We start from the raw sequence: 13,655 nt of genomic DNA, 5'->3' as shown, positions 1-13,655 counted from the left end.
TGCCACTGGCGGCGGAGCCGCCTACTTCCAGCGAGCGAGCATCTTGGCCGCTTCCCCCGCGAGCGCACCCTGGAACAGTGGCCCGAAACTGATGCGGCCCACTCCCAGCGACGCGAAGTGCGCAAGATCGCCATCGACGGGGTTGGCGATTGCGTTGATGGGCAACGGGAGCTCCTCGGCGAGGCGGGTGTAGTCCGCATCGTTGTGGAAGCCGACGGGGTAGAGCGAGTCGGCGCCTGCATCGGCAGCGAGCTTCAAGCGTGCAATTGCCCGGTCGACGCGGTCGCTCTCGTCACCGACCTGCTTGACGAACAGGTCGGTCCGCGCGTTGATGACCACGTGCACGTCCGTCGCGTCGGATGCGGCACGCAGCGCGCCGACGAAGTCCGCGTGCTCCTGCGCCTCACGGAGTCGGCCACCTTCGCTGTGGACGGTGTCTTCGATGTTGAGACCGACAGCGCCAGCCGAAATCAAGCCCTCGATGAGCCGCTTGGGATCCTCGCCGTAGCCCGACTCGATGTCCACGGACAGCGGAGCGTCGACGGCAGAGCTGATCTGGGAAATACGAGCCAGCAGTTCGTCGAACGTGATGCCCTCGTTGTCGGGCTTTCCGATCGAATCGGAGACTGGGTGGCTGCCCACGGTGAGCGCAGCGAATCCTGCTGAGACAGCAAGGTTGGCCGACCACGCGTCCCACACGGTGGGGAGCACGACAGGGTTCCCCGGCTTGTGCAGTTCGAGGAGGGTTGTGGCCTTCTGGGACAAGCTCGTCATTGAGGCTCCTTAGCGGTCGAATGCAGAGAACGTGCGTTCTCTGCATTCCAACCTACCCGAGCCACGCAGCACCTTCAATCGATCAGGTCGAGCTCCTTCATTCGGTCGAACACCATCAACGACCCCGGAGCGACGAACGGCATCGCCGCATACTCGTCGCGAGTGAAGAAGCGAATCTCGGCGATCTCGCTGGTAGGCGTGGGTTCCGACGCCAAATTCGCTCGAAAGCAGTGAAGCTCCAGCGGAGTTCCGGACGGATGACCCCACGCCTCGGACTCGAACAGGCCGAGGAACTCGACACCGACCACATCGGAATCGAGTTCCTCGCGAATCTCCCGATGCAACGCCTCCTCGGGTGTCTCACCAGGATCGATCTTGCCGCCCGCCATATAGAACGCCGACTTCCCGACCGAGCGAGCCTGAAGCATCCGACGCTCCCTGACGAACGCCAGCCCCGCAGTGCGAATCCGATTCATTCCGCAGGCTCCACTCACGCCCCGATGGTTCATTCCGCAGGCTCCACTCACGCCCCGAATTTACCGCGGAATCAGCGGCTTCTCCCCGCGCACCTTCATCTGCTGGACCGCCCACGTGTTCCCGTCGGGATCGGCGAACCCGAAGAGAGTCCCCCCGTCCCGCTCGTCGAACACCGTGATCTCCTCACATTCCACCCCTCGGCCGACCAACTCCTCGCGCGCCGCATAGGCGTCGGCGACCACGAGCTGTAGCCCCTTGAGCGAACCGGGCGCCATCTGCTGCTGCGCCGACAGTGTACCGATGACGATGGAGCAACCCGATCCGCGGGGAGTCAGCTGCGCAACCGTCATGAACTCGTTGACGGTGTGGTGGTCGAGATCGAATCCGATCCGGTCGCGGTAGAACTCGATGGACCTGTCCAGATCCGCAACGGGCACCATCACGACTTCCAGCGTCCAGTCCATTGCGGTTACTTTCCCCCGACGCTCTGTCCGGCGACGATCTTCTCGAGTCGCTCGTACCCCTCGGACACACCCTTTTCCATTCCGCTCTGCGCCATGCCGTCTCGCGACTCCAGCGACGGATATGCACTGTGAATGTCCAGCCGAGTACGGCCGTCACCGAGATCGACGAATGTCAGCGCCTCGATACTCACCACGTCCGGGTACCCCTCGAACTCGAAAGTCTGGATCGCGAACTCGTTTTCGCGCACCACATGGAAGACACCGTTGAAGGCGTAGCGGTTTCCGTCCGTATCGATGTGTACGTACCTGTATCTGCCACCGGTACTGAAGTCGTAGCACTCTATCTCCATGTCGTAGCCGTTGGGACCGAGCCACTGCTTGACGAGCTCGGGTTCCTTGTGGGCGCGAAACACGGCGTCGACGGGAGCGTCGAACTCACGTGAGATGGCAATGAACGGCATCCCCTCGGGGAGGGTGATCGTGGTGGGGTTACTCATGGTTTCGGCTCCTTCGTTGTGGCCAGCAGCGCGTCGAGCTTCCTGAACTGCTGTTCGTGGATGATGCGATACCTGTCGATCCATTCGGTCAGCTCCTCGAGCCGCGCGGAATCGAGGTGGACCGGTCGACGCTGTGCGTCGCGTGACCTCGTCACCAAGCCCGCGTTCTCGAGGACCTGAATATGACGTGAAATGGCTTGCTTGCTGATCTCGAACGGTTCGGCGAGGTCGTTCACCGTGTGCGGGCCGCGACTGAGGCGCGCGACGAGTGCCCGACGAACTGGATCGGCGAGCGCCATGAAGCCCTCGTCGAGCCGGTCACTGTTCGAACCCGACTCGGGCATAATCAACGATCTCCTTTATCAACTATCTCATTGATTACGATAGGCTGCCGAGCCGCGCCCGTCAACGACTGCTGTGCCGGATTCACGCCGAGTGCAGCGCGTCGACCACGCAAAGTAGGATGGACACAACCTTTACTCGCCGGCCGAGCACACGGCCCGCGAGCGTACCTACCGTTTTGTTCGACTACTCGACGCCGCCCAACGACGACCGCGACAGTCCACAACGACTGCCGCGACCCAGAGACGACGGAGTACTTTTTTGCTCGCTATCTTGATTGCGCACCTGGTCGCGGCCTTGTGCGCGCCATTGCTGGTCCGCTGGTGGGGCCGAAATGCTTTCTTTCCACTAGCTCTAGTTCCGCTTTTCAGTCTCGTCTGGGTGTTCGGCAACTGGAACACCGAGCAGACAGTCGAAATCGAGTGGGTCCCAGGCCTGTCGATGAACGTCGACATGCGGTTCGATTCGCTCGCCGCGATCATGTCGCTGCTCGTCCTCGGAATCGGCGCACTGATCCTGGTCTACTGCGCACGATACTTCGAGGACGACGAGCCACGGCTCGGCATCTTCGCCGCCGAAATGGTCGCGTTCTCCGGCGCGATGTTCGGACTCATCACCAGTGACAACATGTTGGTCCTGTACATCTTCTGGGAGATCACGACCGTCCTGTCGTTCCTCCTCGTCGGCCACTACGCCGAACGCGCCTCCTCCCGCCGCGCGGCTACGCAGGCTCTGCTCGTCACAACAGCCGGCGGCTTGGCGATGCTGGTCGGCATCATCGTTCTCGGCCAGGTGGCGGGTAGCTACAAGCTGTCCGACGTCATTGCCGACGCGCCGTCGGGATGGCTTCCGGGCGTCGCGATCGTGCTGATTCTCATCGGCGCGCTGTCGAAGTCCGCGATCATCCCAATGCACTTCTGGCTTCCCGGCGCCATGGCAGCCCCGACTCCGGTCAGCGGCTACCTGCACGCGGCGGCGATGGTGAAGGCAGGCATCTACCTGGTCGCGAGGTTGGCGCCCGGGTTCGCCGACTCCGGCCCATGGCGAGCCACGATCATCACCCTTGGCCTGCTATCGATGATCGTCGCCGGCTGGCGCGCACTTCGCGCATTCGACCTGAAGCTGATCCTCGCATTCGGCACCGTCAGTCAGCTCGGCTTCCTGATGGTCCTCGTGGGCATCGGCACCGAGAAGGCCATGCTCGCGGGGCTGACGATGGTCATCGCCCACGCGATGTTCAAAGCCGCGCTCTTCATGGTGGTCGGAATCATCGACCATACGACGGGCACCCGTGACATCCGCAAGCTTGCGCACCTCGGCAAGAAGGTGCCGATACTCGCCGGCGTCGCAGGTTTGGCCGCGGCCAGCATGGCGGGACTGCCTCCGTTCCTCGGGTTCGTCGGCAAGGAGACCGCGCTGTCCGCGGTCATCGGCACCCCGGCACTGAACCCTGCCGTGAGTGCGGTGGTCGTCACGGGTCTGGTGCTCGGTTCGATCCTGACGGTCACCTACAGCATCCGTTTCGTATGGGGCGCATTCGGACGCAAACAGCTCAAGCGTCCGAGCCCGGCCGTCAAGAACATGCACGAACCGACGGCACTCTTCCTGGCGGCTCCCGCGTTTCTCGCTGTACTCGGCGCGGTGGCCGGTGTCTTCTCACCGGTCGTCGACCACATCGTGAGCCCGTACGCACGCACGGTCGATTCGTACGGTCAGGCGCCGTACCACCTATCGCTGTGGCACGGCGTCAACCTCCCGCTGGGTCTGACGGTCGTCGTCGTCACCGGCGGTGTTGCGCTGTTCGTTGCGCACCGGATGGTGAACCGCCTCAAGTTCGAGCACCCGGCACTCGGCAACGCCGACCGTGTCTACGACGCGGTCCTCAAAGGTATGGACACTCTCTCCATCCGGCTCACCGGCACGACACAGCGCGGTTCACTACCGTTGACCCAGGGAACGATCCTGTTGACGCTGGTGCTGCTGCCGATGGCGGTACTCGCAGTCGGCTTCGAGCCGGAACTGGACTTCGTCCTGTTCGACACACCACTCCAGATCGTGGTCTCGCTCATCATGATTGCCGGTGCCCTCGGCGCCACCGTCATGCGCAACCGTCTCGCCAGCGTCATTCTCGTCGGCCTGACGGGGTACGGCTGCGGCGTCATCTTCGCAATACACGGCGCGCCCGACCTGGCGCTCACCCAGTTCCTCGTAGAGACCTTGACTCTCGTCGTCTTCGTGCTGGTCCTGCGGAAGCTGCCCGCCGAGGTCGACGACCGAGGATCCGCCGGATCGCGACTCCCCCGCGCCGCGTTGGCAATCGCCGTCGGCGCGACGATCACAATTCTCGGCGCGTACGCGATGAACGCCCGCAACAGCGTCCCGATCTCGCTACAACTTCCCGACGCCGCGTATCTACTCGGCGACGGCAAGAACATCGTCAACGTTCTGCTCGTCGACATCCGAGCGTGGGACACCATGGGCGAAGTTTCGGTTCTGCTCGTGGCCGCGACAGGCGTCGCGAGCCTCGTGTTCCGCAACCGCCGGTTCGGCAGCGCGCCGCGGGTCGCCGACGCCCCCGACACCGGCAACGACAACGGCGTCGGATCGGACACGACATGGCTGCTCGGCGGCGATCTCATCGATCCGCGGCACCGCTCGCTCGTTCTCGAGGTCACCACCCGGTTGATCTTTCCGACCATCATGGTGCTGTCGGTGTACTTCTTTTTCTCCGGACACAACGCGCCAGGAGGTGGATTCGCCGGTGGCCTGACGGCTGGGCTCGCGCTCGTGTTGCGGTATCTGGCCGGTGGCCGATACGAGCTCGGTGAGGCCGTCCCGATCGACGCAGGCAAGATCCTCGGCCTCGGTCTGGTGTTCGCGGTCGGCACCGCGGTCACGTCGATGTTCCTCGGTGCGCCCGTGTTGTCGTCGGCGACATTCGAAGTGACGCTGCCGCTTCTCGGTGACATCAAGCTCGTCACCGCACTCTTCTTCGACCTCGGCGTCTATCTCATCGTGGTCGGTCTCGTACTCGACGTTCTCCGAAGCCTCGGCGCTCGTCTCGATGCACAGGTGGAAATGCAGCGCCAGGAGAATGTCCGATGACCGCGAATCTCGGAATGCTGATCGTGGCCGGCGCTCTCGTCGCGTGCGGCGTCTATCTCCTCCTCGAGCGTTCCATCACCAAGATGTTGTTGGGCCTGCTGCTCTTCGGCAACGGCGTCAACATCCTGCTCCTCACCGTCGGCGGGCCTCCGGGAAACCCACCGATCGTCGGCAGGAACACCTCGATCCACGAGACCATGGCCGATCCGTTGGCGCAGGCGATGATTCTCACCGCCATCGTCATCACCATGGGTATCGCGGCGTTCGTCCTTGCCCTGGCGTACCGCTCGTACACGCTCAACACCAGGGACGACGTCGAGAACGACCCGGAGGACACCAAGGTCTCCAAGCGTCGATCCATGGCCGAGGCCCCCGACCGCGACCGCTCGGACGACCCAGTCACGGGCGAGCCGAGCTTCGGCGGCGACGCATTCGACTCTCGCGGCAACCCCATACCGATCGAGGAATTGAAGAACATCGAAGATCTCGAATGCTACGAGGATCTGCACGAAGGCGACTTCGACGATGACGACGACGAACCCGAGATGCGGGGTCTCGACGGCATCGACAGTGCCCTGAAAGACACCAGTGCAGTAACTGACAACACCGGCTCGAAGGGAGACGAGAAATGACCGTCTCCACGGGCGCGATCGACGTCCTCACGCCGCTACCTGTTCTGATTCCGCTGTTCGCGGCGGCCCTCACGCTCGTCGCAGGCCGGCGTCCGCGAGTTCAGCGACTCATCACCGTCGTGGCACTCGTCGCCGTGGTTGCCGTGTCCGGGGCGCTGCTCTATCTGGCCGACCGTGACGGTACGTCCGCACTGCAGGTCGGCGGCTGGGACTCCCCCATCGGAATCTCGCTCGTGGTGGATCGACTCGCCGCGATGATGCTGGTCGTCAGCTCGATCGTGCTGCTCGCCGTCATGATCTATTCGATCGGACAGGGCATTCGCGACGGCGACGAGAACCAGCCGGTGTCCATCTTCCTGCCCACCTATCTCGCACTGACCGCGGGCATCTGCAACGCCTTCCTCGCGGGCGATCTGTTCAACCTGTACGTCGGCTTCGAGGTTCTGCTCGCCGCGTCGTTCGTGCTTCTGACGTTGGGGGCGAGCGCGGATCGGGTCCGGGCCGGTGTTTCGTACGTCATGGTGTCGATGGTGTCCTCGCTGATCTTCCTGGTCGGCATCGCACTCGTGTACGGCGCCACTGGAACGCTGAATCTGGCGCACATCGCCACTCGCCTCGACGACATCCCGACAGGAACCAGGACCGCGATCTTCGCTGTTCTGCTCGTCGCGTTCGGAATCAAGGCCGCGGTGTTCCCACTGTCGACGTGGTTGCCCGACTCGTACCCGACCGCACCGGCGCCGGTCACCGCGGTGTTCGCCGGGTTGCTGACGAAGGTCGGTGTGTACGCGATCATTCGCGCGCACACGCTGCTCTTCCCCGACGGATCGCTCGACAACGTTCTGATGGTGTGCGGTTTGCTCACAATGCTCGTCGGCATCTTCGGGTCCCTCGCGCAGAGCGACATCAAACGTCTGTTGTCGTTCACCCTCGTCAGCCACATCGGCTACATGGTGTTCGGCGTCGCACTCTCGACGCAATCAGGATTGTCCGGCGCGATCTACTACGTCGCGCACCACATCATCGTCCAGACGACCCTCTTCTTGGTTGTCGGCCTCATCGAGCGTCAGGCGGGGTCGTCGTCTTTACGGCGACTCGGTGGCCTTGCCGCCGCAAGCCCGGTGATCGCCATCCTGTTCCTGGTACCTGCACTGAATCTGGGTGGGATCCCGCCGTTCTCGGGATTCATCGGCAAGGTTGCCCTGCTCCAGGCCGGTAGTGCGCAGGGCAGCGTACTCGCATGGATTCTCGTCGCGGGTGGAACTGTTACCAGCCTCTTGACGCTGTACGTCGTCGCTCGTGTATGGACCAAGGCGTTCTGGCGAGCCCGCGCCGACGCACCCGAGGGCGACCTGGCAGATAACAGCCCGTCTGCACTCATCGACGATTCCAGCGACATCCAGCTCGCCGACCGCGAGGACGTCGGCCGCATCCCGGCCTTCATGCTCATCCCGACGGCGGGGCTCGTTATCGTCGGACTGGCGCTGACGGTGTTCGCCGGTCGAATCATCGACATCAGCGACCGGGCAGCTGTGGATCTGAGAGACCGGGCGGTCTACATCGACGCGGTCCGCGGCGCGGAGTTCGTCGGCGACCGGCTGACGGATCGAATTGCTGGAGAAGAGGCCGGACGATGAGGCTACCGAACCGCTTTCTGCTGCTTCGCCTGTGGACGCTTGCGTGGTTGACTGCAGTCTGGGTCCTGTTGTGGGGCAACGTCAGCGTCGCCAATGTCTTGGGCGGCATGGTTGTCGGGCTCGGCATCATGATGCTGCTACCGCTGCCGAAGGTACCGGTCGAGGGCCGGGTCCACCTACTGTCGCTGATCAAACTCATCGGCGTATTCCTTTACTACGCAGCCGAATCCAGCCTCAGTGTGGCGTGGCTGGCAATCAGGCCGAAGGCACCTCCGGTGACCGGCGTCCTGCGCTGCCGCCTCGCGATCAAATCCGACTTGGTACTGACGCTGTGCGTCGATGCATTGAACCTGATTCCCGGCACGATGGTCCTCGAGATCGATCAGACTCGCAGATTGGTTTACGTGCACGTCCTCGACATGGGCACCCAGAGTTCGGTCGATTCCTTCTACCGTTCGGTGCGAAAACTGGAGAAACTGTTCATCGCAGCATTCGAGCGTGACTCCGACTGGAAGCCGAGCCCATTGCACTTCCAGGAGTACGAGCGGTACCACGGAGTACTCGGCGACGTGTCGATACCGCTCGACGAGCGCCGCGACGACAAGAAGATCGACGACGAACGAAAGGGGGACTGGACGTGACGATCGTTCTCGCCATTGCCGGAATCCTGCTCATCGGTGCGGCGATCATCACCGCATACCGATTGCTCGACGGACCGACCACTCTGGATCGACTCGTGGCGATGGACACCATCCTCGCGGTCTCGATGTGCGGCTTGGCCGTGTGGTCGGTCTATAGCCTCGACACCACCATCGTGCCCGGCATCGTTGCGCTGTCGCTGGTGAGTTTCGTGGGTTCGGTCAGCGTCGCACGATTCAGAGTGAGGGACGAATGAACGCAATTCTCGAAGTATTCTCGGCGATTCTGATTCTGCTGGGTGCAATTCTGGCGTTCACTGCGGCAGTCGGCATCGTCCGATTCCCCGACACGCTCTCCCGGATGCACGCCGCAACGAAACCTCAGGTGGTCGGGCTCTTCCTGGTGCTCGTCGGTGCCGTCATTCAGCTGCGCGGCAACGTCGACATCTGGATGCTGGTGCTGGTCGGAGTCTTCACCATCGTCACGGCACCGGTCATCGCACACACCGTCGGACGCGTCGCCTATCGGGAACAGCGTGGCCGAGACGGTCTGCTCATCATCAACGAGATGGAGGCCGAGCGGGACTGAGCATCTCCCCGCCCGCCCGTCCATCCCGGATCGCGAGCGCGGACCCGGGTGCGGCGAAGAAAGTTGCGTAGAACATCACGACGACCGATGCCATCAACGCAACGATCGCGGGGCCGAACAGTTCGGGATAGGTGCCGATCGGCACCGCCAGGTACCGGTAGCTCAGCAACAAGGTCACCATGACAGTGGAGCCGTAGGCCACCAGTCGGATCCGTCCGCTGTCCCAACCACGCTCCGGATCGCGGAGGATCGATTCGAGCGTCAGACACAGCACCACTCCCGCGACCAGATCGACGCCGTAGTGATATCCGAAGCCCAACGTCGCTGTCAGCGTGCACACGAGCCACGCGGTTCCGCCCCACCGCAGCCACCACGGACCACGCCGGGAGTGGATGAACAGACTGAGCGCCCACGCCGTATGCAGGCTGGGCATGCAGTTACGCGGGGTTTCCGCGTCGAACTCGATGGCCGACGGCGAGGTGTCGAACGGCACCACCGTCGGCCAGAGATTCGCGACCTGAAAGCCCTCACCTGCGGGACCGAACGCGAACATAGGTCCGACGACCGGAAACAGGATGTAGAAGATCGGGCCGACCAATCCGATCAACAGGAATGTCCGTACCAGGTGATGCGAGGGCCATCGGCGACCGGATGCAACGCCACGCAGCTGGTAGATCGCGATGGCGATGGCGGCGACCGGCAGCTGAATGTAGACCCAGTGCAACACTGCGTACGCACCGGGCCCGAGCGTTTCGAGCCCGCTCGCCACTAGCCACGACGGGTTCCCGAGCGCGTGGTCGGCCAGCTGGGCGTACTCGTCGAGGACGTACGGCCGCGCGATGGTCGTGATCTGCAGCCAGGCGTCACCGGCTTTCGTGGCCAAGATCAGCAGCCCTCCGAGGCAGACCGACCTGATTCCGCTCACATCTCTGCGCCACACGGTGAACACCGCCAGGCCCGCCAACACGATGACTGCACCGTTGCCTATGGCAAACGGTCGGCCTGCGTCGAGTCGGAGAACAGCGCCGACGACGTCTATTGCCACAGCCAGGGACAGTGCCCAGATCCGCATCCGGGCGTTCACCCCGACCAACGCCAACGCCAGACCGCCCCACGGGACCGCCATCGACTTCGGAGTTCCGACGAGGTCGTTCCACAGACTGGGAACAGGACCGGGGAAGCCCTTGATCGTCGCCGCAAGCTGCAGCGCCCCCACGAACAGCACGACAGCGATGGCACCGAGACCGTACACGCGCAGGTCCGCGCGCCCAATCGCGCATGTCTTCCGCTCGTCCCCCTGCAGCACGCCGCCAATAGTAAACGGTGGATGAACAGCTGTTTACATCGAGACCGCTAGGGCTGTTGCAAATCGGTCACCAGAGACTCGACGACCGCTCGCAGATCGCCGCCCGATTCGGAGGCAACGCGTCGCTGCCGCTGATACGACGCACCCCGCCTGGGAATGTCGGCGACCGAGGCGAGTTCGTCGGCACATCCGAGCCGAACCGCTGTCGGAGTAAGCCGCTCGAGTAAGTCGTTCAGATCGTCGGTGACCAGGCGCTCGTTGCTGTCCGCGTCGAGAATGATCTCGGCGTCGAGCCCATACCGTGCGGCCCTCCACTTGTTCTCCTGAACGTGCCACGGCGGCATGCTCGGGAGCGTCTCTCCTGCTTCGAGACGCTCGTCCAGATCGACGATGAGGCAATGTGTCAGCGCGACCAGCGCAGCCAGTTCACGTTTGGTGGATGCACCGTCGCACACTCGGACCTCGATGGTCCCCCACTTCGGAGCGGGTCGGATATCCCAGTGCATTCCGCCGAGTTGTTCGATGACGCCGGTCTTCATCTGGTCGCGAACGAAACCCTCGAACTGTGCCCAGTCCTCGAACTGAAACGGCAGACCTGCCGTCGGGAGCTGTTGGAACATCAGCGCGCGATTGCTTGCATAACCGGTGTCGTTGCCTGCCCAGATCGGCGACGATGCCGACAGCGCCAGCAGATGCGGGTACTGAAGCAGCAGCGAGTTGAGGATCGGAAAGACCTTGTCCTGGGACGAAACTCCGACATGGACGTGCACGCCCCAGATGAGCATCTGCCGACCCCACCACTGGGTACGGGCGATCAGCTCGTCGTAGCTCGGGGACCTCGTCAGCACCTGGGTCGACCATTCGGCGAACGGGTGCGTACCCGCGGAGAAAAGCTCGATTCCCAGCGGATGTGCAGCTCGCCGAACAAGATCTAGCGATTCACCGAGATCGTCCATCGCTTCGCCGACGTTCTCGCACACGCCGGTGACGAGTTCGACCGTGTTGCGGAGCAGCTCCTTGGTGACCCGAGGAGTCTCGGAGCCGACCAATTCGGTGATGCCGTCCATGACCTCGGCGGCCGAGTTGACGAGGTCGAGTGATCCGTTGTCCACCAACGCAATTTCCCATTCGACGCCGAGGGTCGGACGGGGTGAGCCGTTGAAATGGATGGCGGGAGCGGAGCCTGCGGAGTGACCAGGGGGTACGGGAGCGGAGCCTGCTGCGGAGACGGGCAGGCTTGTGGGGGGCACCTAGTCCAGGACCGCGCAGGCGACGCGGCCGCCGGCATCTCCGGTGGTCAGGGTGGTCGTGTCCGGCACTGCGGCGCCGTCTGCCAGCGTGTAGCGGGGAGGGATGTTCGCGAAGTTGTCCGCTCCGGCGTGGATGATGATCGACCGTCCACCGTCGGCGCGCAGGTCGTCGAGCGTGACCGCGTCGGTCGTCGTGACGAGCTTGCCCGTACCGTCCTCGCCGACCTGCAGTGACGTGAGGTCACCGCTGGACGGGTGCTCGGTGCGGCCGTCGACCTGGAGGTGTCCTCCTGCAGAGAGGAAGTCACCGGGCGCGCCGCCTGCTGGAGCAACCGAGTTCGGCTCGCAGACACCGCTGGTGTGAATGTGAAGTCCATGGAAGCCGGGGGTCATGTCCTCGGCCTCGACGGTGATGACCAGGTGATCGTTCTCTTCGACAACGGAAACGGTACCGACCGCGGTGCCCTCGGCGTTCTCGAACTCTGCTTCCATCTCCGGCTGTGGAGCGTCGGCGGCGACTCCTTCTCCGCTCGGATCCTCGTGGCCCGTCCACACCGGCGGCGTCGTGCCCGGCACGTCGGACGGCGTTTCGGGAGCGGTGCACGCGACCAAGCCGAACGCAGCGACTGCGACAACGGGGGTCGCGAGGCGCCAGGAGCGGAATCCCGATCGGACTGTACTGGTCGGTGCCATGGAAAAAGCTCCTTCGTGGGGCCGGCTGGACGTTGCGTCGATCATAACTATGCCCGGTAGTAGTACTTCACTCACAGTGTTGTCAAGACAGAACTGCGTTGTTCGGACAGAACCGTCACTGGGTGACCATCACGATCACGCCGTTGCCGAAGCCGGTGAGGGTGGCCGGGAGTTCTGTGGCGGTTGCGCCGAGCTGCTGTGCGATCTCCTGGGCGGCGTCGTCGGCGCCGGCAGCTGTGCCGTAGTAGACAGTGGTTGCTGCAACCTGGGACTCCGCGTAGTTGCCGGTCTCGGCGATCGTCCACCCTTCGGCGGTGAGTGTTGCGGCGGTGCTGGCGGCAAGTCCGGATACGTCACTGTTGTTGAGGACACGCACCTCGACGTCCGATGGGTCGGCCGAGGTCGTCGCTGCGGACGATGTCGCCGAGGTGGACGCGGGCGGCGCTTGCGCGGCCTGCGAGGTCGCGGGTGCTACCTCGCTCGTCGCCTCGGGCGCCGCTGCTTCTTCACTGTCGTCCGAGCCGGTCAACGACAGTGCACCGATCGCCGCGAACAGAATCGCGAGCGAAATGAGGACCATTGCCAATGCGCGGAGCGGAGGGCCGGACGATTCCGGATTCGGACTGCTCACACTCGAAGACACTAGTGGATCGACCTCCGGTCCCCTCGCCCCCCGAATGCCTACTTCAGACCTCGAAGCCGAGTCGTCGGGCTGCGCGTGCCTTCTGCCTGCTTGCGCGGAGTCGGCGTAGTCGCTTGACCAGCATCGGATCCGCGGCGAGTGCCTCGGGACGATCGACCAGAGCGTTCAGGACCTGGTAGTAGCGTGTCGCCGACATCGAGAAGAGCTCTTTGATGGCTTCTTCCTTGGCGCCCGCGTATTTCCACCACTGACGTTCGAACGACAGGATGTCGTGCTCTCGACGAGTCAGTCCGTCTTCGCCGACCTCGTTGATGTTCTGGGACTTGTCAGACTGCTGAGACTGGTTCGAGTCACGCGCTGCTGCGCCGTCCATTCTCACTCCTCGACTTCTCGGATCCGCTCGAGCGAATCCCTACTCTGTGCGTGTGTCGCTGCCCGTGCCCTGAATGCTGCCTGCGCCATGTCGGCCCCCCTCGAACCGCGTCGACGGACCCGAAGTCGGGAAGTCGGCACGAATTACACGCGTGTGTTTCGGTCCTTATTCAACCACGGTGGACACGAGCGGGCGGCCGCTCACGGTGGTCGCGGCGAGTCGCGCGCGTTCACCG

16 protein-coding genes are annotated in these 13,655 nt (G+C 63.6%); 6 read left to right on the top strand and 10 right to left on the bottom strand.

The genetic code is table 11. From position 1 onward, the window contains the following. Positions 1 to 21 precede the first annotated feature (21 nt). The 5 genes from ACODSO_RS05080 to ACODSO_RS05060 form a co-directional block, all read right to left on the bottom strand. On the bottom strand, positions 22 to 774 hold the full coding sequence (locus tag ACODSO_RS05080) for an isocitrate lyase/PEP mutase family protein (protein ID WP_489035520.1): 753 nt from the start codon (positions 772 to 774) through the stop codon (positions 22 to 24). Between the two features lie 74 nt (positions 775 to 848). Next, positions 849 to 1,250: an NUDIX hydrolase gene (locus ACODSO_RS05075; RefSeq protein ID WP_489035518.1), complete on the bottom strand. Its 402-nt coding sequence runs from the start codon at positions 1,248 to 1,250 to the stop codon at positions 849 to 851. A gap of 60 nt (positions 1,251 to 1,310) precedes the next feature. Then, positions 1,311 to 1,715, bottom strand: coding sequence for a VOC family protein (locus ACODSO_RS05070; RefSeq protein WP_489035516.1), 405 nt, complete (start codon positions 1,713 to 1,715; stop codon positions 1,311 to 1,313). A gap of 5 nt (positions 1,716 to 1,720) precedes the next feature. Continuing rightward, positions 1,721 to 2,212 (bottom strand): SRPBCC family protein, encoded by a 492-nt coding sequence (locus ACODSO_RS05065; protein ID WP_489035514.1) that lies wholly within the window; start codon positions 2,210 to 2,212, stop codon positions 1,721 to 1,723. Beyond that, positions 2,209 to 2,556, bottom strand: coding sequence for an ArsR/SmtB family transcription factor (locus ACODSO_RS05060; RefSeq protein WP_489035512.1), 348 nt, complete (start codon positions 2,554 to 2,556; stop codon positions 2,209 to 2,211). The genes ACODSO_RS05065 and ACODSO_RS05060 overlap by 4 nt, the downstream gene beginning before the upstream one ends. Before the next feature lie 259 nt (positions 2,557 to 2,815). Between ACODSO_RS05060 and ACODSO_RS05055 the strand changes: the two genes are divergently transcribed. The 6 genes from ACODSO_RS05055 to mnhG are packed head-to-tail and all read left to right on the top strand — an operon-like array spanning position 2,816 to position 9,155. Next, complete coding sequence (locus ACODSO_RS05055) at positions 2,816 to 5,659, top strand: Na+/H+ antiporter subunit A (protein WP_489035511.1); 2,844 nt, start codon at positions 2,816 to 2,818, stop codon at positions 5,657 to 5,659. Then, positions 5,656 to 6,291, top strand: coding sequence for a Na(+)/H(+) antiporter subunit C (locus ACODSO_RS05050; RefSeq protein ID WP_489035509.1), 636 nt, complete (start codon positions 5,656 to 5,658; stop codon positions 6,289 to 6,291). Before ACODSO_RS05055 ends, ACODSO_RS05050 begins: the two co-directional genes overlap by 4 nt. Next, the gene (locus ACODSO_RS05045; RefSeq protein WP_489035508.1) at positions 6,288 to 7,928 is read left to right on the top strand and encodes a Na+/H+ antiporter subunit D; all 1,641 of its coding nucleotides are present in this window, start codon (positions 6,288 to 6,290) and stop codon (positions 7,926 to 7,928) included. The genes ACODSO_RS05050 and ACODSO_RS05045 overlap by 4 nt, the downstream gene beginning before the upstream one ends. Next, entirely contained in the window at positions 7,925 to 8,569 is a 645-nt protein-coding gene (locus ACODSO_RS05040; protein ID WP_489035506.1) for a Na+/H+ antiporter subunit E, read from the top strand. The genes ACODSO_RS05045 and ACODSO_RS05040 overlap by 4 nt, the downstream gene beginning before the upstream one ends. Further along, positions 8,566 to 8,823 carry a monovalent cation/H+ antiporter complex subunit F gene (locus tag ACODSO_RS05035; protein WP_489035504.1) on the top strand — a complete coding sequence of 86 codons (258 nt, stop codon included), beginning with the start codon at positions 8,566 to 8,568 and terminating at the stop codon, positions 8,821 to 8,823. Before ACODSO_RS05040 ends, ACODSO_RS05035 begins: the two co-directional genes overlap by 4 nt. Then, a complete protein-coding gene (mnhG, locus tag ACODSO_RS05030; protein WP_489035503.1) occupies positions 8,820 to 9,155 on the top strand; it encodes a monovalent cation/H(+) antiporter subunit G in 336 nt (111 codons plus the stop codon). Before ACODSO_RS05035 ends, mnhG begins: the two co-directional genes overlap by 4 nt. Here the strand turns inward: mnhG and ACODSO_RS05025 are convergent. From ACODSO_RS05025 to napA, 5 genes are all read right to left on the bottom strand, one after another. Further along, positions 9,127 to 10,428, bottom strand: a complete 1,302-nt coding sequence (locus ACODSO_RS05025; protein ID WP_489035750.1) for a phosphatase PAP2 family protein — start codon at positions 10,426 to 10,428, stop codon at positions 9,127 to 9,129. The two genes, mnhG and ACODSO_RS05025, sit on opposite strands and share 29 nt — an antisense overlap. Before the next feature lie 80 nt (positions 10,429 to 10,508). Then, entirely contained in the window at positions 10,509 to 11,630 is a 1,122-nt protein-coding gene (locus ACODSO_RS05020) for a glutamate--cysteine ligase (RefSeq protein ID WP_489035748.1), read from the bottom strand. Between the two features lie 81 nt (positions 11,631 to 11,711). Beyond that, a complete protein-coding gene (gene sodC, locus ACODSO_RS05015) occupies positions 11,712 to 12,404 on the bottom strand; it encodes a superoxide dismutase[Cu-Zn] (protein WP_489035501.1) in 693 nt (230 codons plus the stop codon). Between the two features lie 115 nt (positions 12,405 to 12,519). Further along, the gene (locus ACODSO_RS05010) at positions 12,520 to 13,035 is read right to left on the bottom strand and encodes a LytR C-terminal domain-containing protein (RefSeq protein WP_489035499.1); all 516 of its coding nucleotides are present in this window, start codon (positions 13,033 to 13,035) and stop codon (positions 12,520 to 12,522) included. A gap of 55 nt (positions 13,036 to 13,090) precedes the next feature. Then, positions 13,091 to 13,420: a nucleoid-associated protein NapA gene (gene napA / locus ACODSO_RS05005; protein ID WP_068380227.1), complete on the bottom strand. Its 330-nt coding sequence runs from the start codon at positions 13,418 to 13,420 to the stop codon at positions 13,091 to 13,093. Between the last annotated feature and the right edge of the window lie 235 nt (positions 13,421 to 13,655).

Source organism: Rhodococcus sp. FG69, assembly GCF_057808915.1.
The sequence above is the reverse complement of the archived record's forward strand: the minus strand, read 5'-3'. Positions and strand labels throughout refer to the sequence as shown.

Excerpts from the sequence above, each read along its gene's own strand:
- ACODSO_RS05045 (WP_489035508.1), top strand. The coding sequence starts at position 6,288 with ATGACCGTCTCCACGGGCGCGATCGACGTCCTCACGCCGCTACCTGTT.
- ACODSO_RS05070 (WP_489035516.1), bottom strand. The coding sequence starts at position 1,715 with ATGGACTGGACGCTGGAAGTCGTGATGGTGCCCGTTGCGGATCTGGAC.
- ACODSO_RS05065 (WP_489035514.1), bottom strand. The coding sequence starts at position 2,212 with ATGAGTAACCCCACCACGATCACCCTCCCCGAGGGGATGCCGTTCATT.
- ACODSO_RS05080 (WP_489035520.1), bottom strand. The coding sequence starts at position 774 with ATGACGAGCTTGTCCCAGAAGGCCACAACCCTCCTCGAACTGCACAAG.
- sodC (WP_489035501.1), bottom strand. The coding sequence starts at position 12,404 with ATGGCACCGACCAGTACAGTCCGATCGGGATTCCGCTCCTGGCGCCTC.
- ACODSO_RS05060 (WP_489035512.1), bottom strand. The coding sequence starts at position 2,556 with ATGCCCGAGTCGGGTTCGAACAGTGACCGGCTCGACGAGGGCTTCATG.
- ACODSO_RS05040 (WP_489035506.1), top strand. The coding sequence starts at position 7,925 with ATGAGGCTACCGAACCGCTTTCTGCTGCTTCGCCTGTGGACGCTTGCG.
- napA (WP_068380227.1), bottom strand. The coding sequence starts at position 13,420 with ATGGACGGCGCAGCAGCGCGTGACTCGAACCAGTCTCAGCAGTCTGAC.
- mnhG (WP_489035503.1), top strand. The coding sequence starts at position 8,820 with ATGAACGCAATTCTCGAAGTATTCTCGGCGATTCTGATTCTGCTGGGT.
- ACODSO_RS05075 (WP_489035518.1), bottom strand. The coding sequence starts at position 1,250 with ATGAATCGGATTCGCACTGCGGGGCTGGCGTTCGTCAGGGAGCGTCGG.
- ACODSO_RS05050 (WP_489035509.1), top strand. The coding sequence starts at position 5,656 with ATGACCGCGAATCTCGGAATGCTGATCGTGGCCGGCGCTCTCGTCGCG.